Raw genomic sequence first — 3,508 nt, forward strand, 5'->3', positions numbered from 1 at the left:
GTCCCTGTCATCGTCGCGGTCGTCGCGGGCGATCAGCTGGCGTTCTTCAGCGGTGCCGCACTGACCGGGTGGTGGCGCCGCCGCCGTCCTGGGCGGGCGGAGCAGCAGCCCGCCCGTCGCGGCCGGACCGCGGCCTGGCTCACCGCGTCGATGCCATCGGTAGCCGGCGGTGCCGGGATGCGCTACCGGTCCTTTGCCGCCCGGATCCTCGTGATGCGCGTGCCGTGGCTGGCGGCGGCGCTGAGTGCGGGCATCCTGGCCGCTCATTCGCTGGCGCGGATCGGTCACGTCGCTGGCATCGCGGGCCTGGTGGCCAGCGGTGTCGTCCTGACAGTGCTGCTCGTTGCCCACCACAGGCCCGGCGCGGTCCGGGAGGTTGCCCGCCGGACGATGACGATGATGCGGCGGTTATCTACTACAATTATGTAGAAGATAACCATTGGAGGGAACAGTCTTGTGCAGCACTTGATCACCCAGTACGGGTACGTCGCAGTGTTCCTGCTGATGCTTGCCGAGTCGGCCTGCATCCCGATTCCGTCCGAGGTCATCATGCTGTTCGGCGGCGCGCTCGCCGCCGGCGCCTACCCAGGGGCGCACCCCACGCTCATCGGCATCGTGCTCGCCGGGGTGCTCGGCAACGTGGCCGGGAGCTACATCGCCTGGGCCGTGGGCCGGTACGCCGGGCAGCCCGCGGTCCGGCGCTGGGGACGCCGGTTCGGAGTGCGCGGCCACGACATCGACCGCGCCACCGCCTGGTTCGACCGGTACGGCTCGGCCGCGGTGCTGTTCGGCCGGATGGTGCCCGTGGTGCGCACCTTCATCTCGCTGCCCGCCGGGTTCGCTGGCATGCCCGCGGGCCGGTTCGGCCTGTTCACCACGCTCGGCTGCATCCCGTGGACGGCGGCCCTCGGCATCGCCGGCTACGCCCTGGGCGCCAACTGGCAGCACATCGCCAACGACTTCCACGGTCTCACCTACGCCATCGCGGGCATCGTCGTGGTCGCGCTGGTGGTCGCGGTGGTCCTGTACTTCCGCCGCCGCGGGGGCGACGCCGACGTGAGCGAGCCGGCCGGGACGGACACGCAGGCTCCGTCAGGCCGTCACCGCTAGGACAGCCAGCGCAGCCAGGTGCCGTGCGGGTCAGTGTGGGCGATCGCTCGCGTGCCGTTCTCGGCCAGCGTGAAATGCCCCTCCTCCTCGCGGTCCGCGGCGGTGCCTGGCAGGACCGCGGGGGCCTCGTTAGAAAGCCAGACGGCGCCGAGCGCCCTGACGAGTTCGGCGAACTCCCCGCGCTGCCCAGGCGCGACGTACGCCAGCACGGCCGAGTGGTAGATGACGAGGGTCGCGTCTGGCGGCGCCTGGCTGGCGAGGCCGGGGAGGTCGGTGAGCAAGTCCCCCCGGTGCACCCGGGGCGGGTCACGCCGCGCCGCGTCGATGGCCGCGGTCAGCCGCTCCTGACGGCCGCTCTCGCCTGGCCATAGCAGGCACTCCAGCCAGCGGACGTCGTTCGCGGACGTTACATCAAGCGGGTTGAGATCCAGGCCGGCTCGCCAGACGACGTCAGGAACCCGGCCGGGAAGCGGAACCGGGCCGCGCGGCTCGCAGGTCAGCACCGGCGCCCGCGGGTCGGTTCCGGTGACCCGATGGCCGGCGTAGTCGTAGGAGTACCGGTCCACGAGGAGGGTGAGCCCGGCGCTCGCACCGACCTCGATCAGCGCCAGCGGCCCGGGAAGAAGCGCCAGGGCGGGCAGCAGCGTGGCGCACCTGGCTGGCTCGTTGGTCTGGGTGCGCCGTTGGAACATGATCCCGGCGAGCTCGTCGCGCCGCCCGGTGAGGAGCGTGTGCAGCGCCGCCAGGTCCGCTGGCTCGCCGAGCAGGCAGCGCGCCGCAGCGAACAGCAGGTTCGGCTGCCGCTTAGCCGGGGGCAGCGTAGCCAGGAAGGCCAGCACCTGCTGGTCCCGGCCGGCCGCCAGGGCTAGTTCCTCGTACTGCGGCGACCGGCCGCGCGCTTCGGCGGCGAACGCCCGGTACCTCGCGGTGATCGCTGCCGTCTCTGGCCCGGACTTCGGCATGCCCCGACGCTACATCCGCTTTGTCTGTCGCGTGCCTGCCGGTCAGGCCACCGTGACCTGCACGGTGTGATAGCCGGTCGCGCCGTTCGGTTCTGGCCGGTGGAAGACGGAGGTCTGCGTGTAGCCGGTCTTGTCGGTGGCCCGCACCTGCAGCGTGTGCTTGCCCGCCGTCGCCTGCCACGGGTAGTACCACTGCCGCCAGGTGTCGATCGTGTCCTGGACGGCCAGCTTCGCCTGGTGCCAGGTGCCGTCGATCCCGACCTCCACCGCTTCGATGCCGCGGTGCTGCGCCCACGCGACGCCGGCGATCATCACCGTGCCCCCGTTGACGGTTCCGCCCTTCGGCGTGTCGATGCGGGACTCGGTCTTGATCGGCGCCTGCTGCGACCAGCCGCGCTGCGTCCAGTACGCGTCGAACGCTCCGAACGTGGTGAGCTGCATGTCCACCACCCACTTGCAGGCTGACACGTAGCCGTACAGGCCTGGGACGACGACGCGAACTGGGAAGCCGTGCTCCTGTGGCAGCGGCTGCCCGTTCATCCCGACGGCGAGCAGCGACGCCCGGCCGTCCATTACGGGTTCGGTGGCCACTCCGAGGTTCATCCCGTTCACATCGCGCATGACGATCTGCGTGGCGCCGGGCTGGATCCCCGCCTCCTTGAGCAGGTCCGCGAGCAGCGCCCCCTGCCAGCGTGCGTTGCCGATATAGCCGCCGCCGACGTTCTCAGAGACGCACGTCAGGGTGATGTCGTGGTCGAACATCGGGCGCTTCATCAGGTCGTCGAAGTTGATCGTCATGGGCTTGTCCACCATGCCGTGAATCCGCAGCTGCCACGTCTGGGGCGAAACCTGCGGGACCACCAGGGCCGTGTCCACCCGGTAGAACTGGCTGTTCGGCGTGTAGAACGACGACAGGCCAGGGATGTCCGTGATCTCCGCGCCCTTCGGCAGGGCCTCAGCCTTCACCGCTGGCTTGCCTAGCTTCACGGAGGACGTGTTCACGCTGAACCGCTTGTTCTGCAGGTACTGGCCGCCGATCCCCGCCGCGGCGGCGACCGTGGCGGCGGCGCCGCTCGCGATCAGGAAGTTGCGCCGGTTAGGCCTGTTCGGCGGCGGCGCCGGCGAATAGGTGCCTGTCGGTGCGCCAGTGCGCGTCATAGTGTCCGTCCAGGGCGGTAAGCGGGCCGCCGCGAGGCGGTGCTGTGCAGCCAGACGAGGGCGACGATCCCCACGATGCCGCCGACGACCGACGGGATCACGTCGGTGACGTGACTTTCCGGCCTTGTGATGGCGACGAACGCCCCGAACAGCCCGAACAGGCCGGTGCCGGCCACCCCGATCCCCACCCGCCGCCACGCGATCATGCCGATCACGATCGCCAGGAGCGCGATCGTGACGTACATGCCGAGCAGCAGCATGGTCTTGTCGTTCTCACC

At 70.4% G+C, this 3,508-nt stretch carries 3 protein-coding genes and 2 pseudogenes; 2 read left to right on the top strand and 3 right to left on the bottom strand.

Annotated features, from left to right (window positions below; genetic code table 11):
* Positions 1-429 (top strand): annotated as a pseudogene (locus tag WA805_RS11300) (hypothetical protein); the annotation flags it as partial.
* 27 nt (positions 430-456) lie between these two features.
* Complete coding sequence (locus WA805_RS11305; RefSeq protein ID WP_422286691.1) at positions 457-1,110, top strand: DedA family protein; 654 nt, start codon at positions 457-459, stop codon at positions 1,108-1,110.
* Here the strand turns inward: WA805_RS11305 and WA805_RS11310 are convergent.
* From WA805_RS11310 to WA805_RS11320, 3 genes and pseudogenes are all read right to left on the bottom strand, one after another.
* On the bottom strand, positions 1,107-2,072 hold the full coding sequence (locus WA805_RS11310; protein WP_425242318.1) for a DUF2332 domain-containing protein: 966 nt from the start codon (positions 2,070-2,072) through the stop codon (positions 1,107-1,109). The two genes, WA805_RS11305 and WA805_RS11310, sit on opposite strands and share 4 nt — an antisense overlap.
* A gap of 42 nt (positions 2,073-2,114) precedes the next feature.
* Positions 2,115-3,230 carry a molybdopterin-dependent oxidoreductase gene (locus WA805_RS11315; RefSeq protein WP_424564260.1) on the bottom strand — a complete coding sequence of 372 codons (1,116 nt, stop codon included), beginning with the start codon at positions 3,228-3,230 and terminating at the stop codon, positions 2,115-2,117.
* Positions 3,227-3,508: pseudogene (locus tag WA805_RS11320) on the bottom strand (molybdopterin-binding oxidoreductase); the annotation flags it as partial. The pseudogene WA805_RS11320 and the gene WA805_RS11315, both read right to left, overlap by 4 nt.

Source organism: Trebonia sp. (genome assembly GCF_049794275.1).
GTDB lineage: Bacteria > Actinomycetota > Actinomycetes > Streptosporangiales > Streptosporangiaceae > Trebonia.

What these genes read in the sequence shown, in the direction of transcription:
- WA805_RS11315 (WP_424564260.1), bottom strand. Translation starts at nt 3,230, where the DNA reads ATGACGCGCACTGGCGCACCGACAGGCACCTATTCGCCGGCGCCGCCG.
- WA805_RS11310 (WP_425242318.1), bottom strand. Translation starts at nt 2,072, where the DNA reads ATGCCGAAGTCCGGGCCAGAGACGGCAGCGATCACCGCGAGGTACCGG.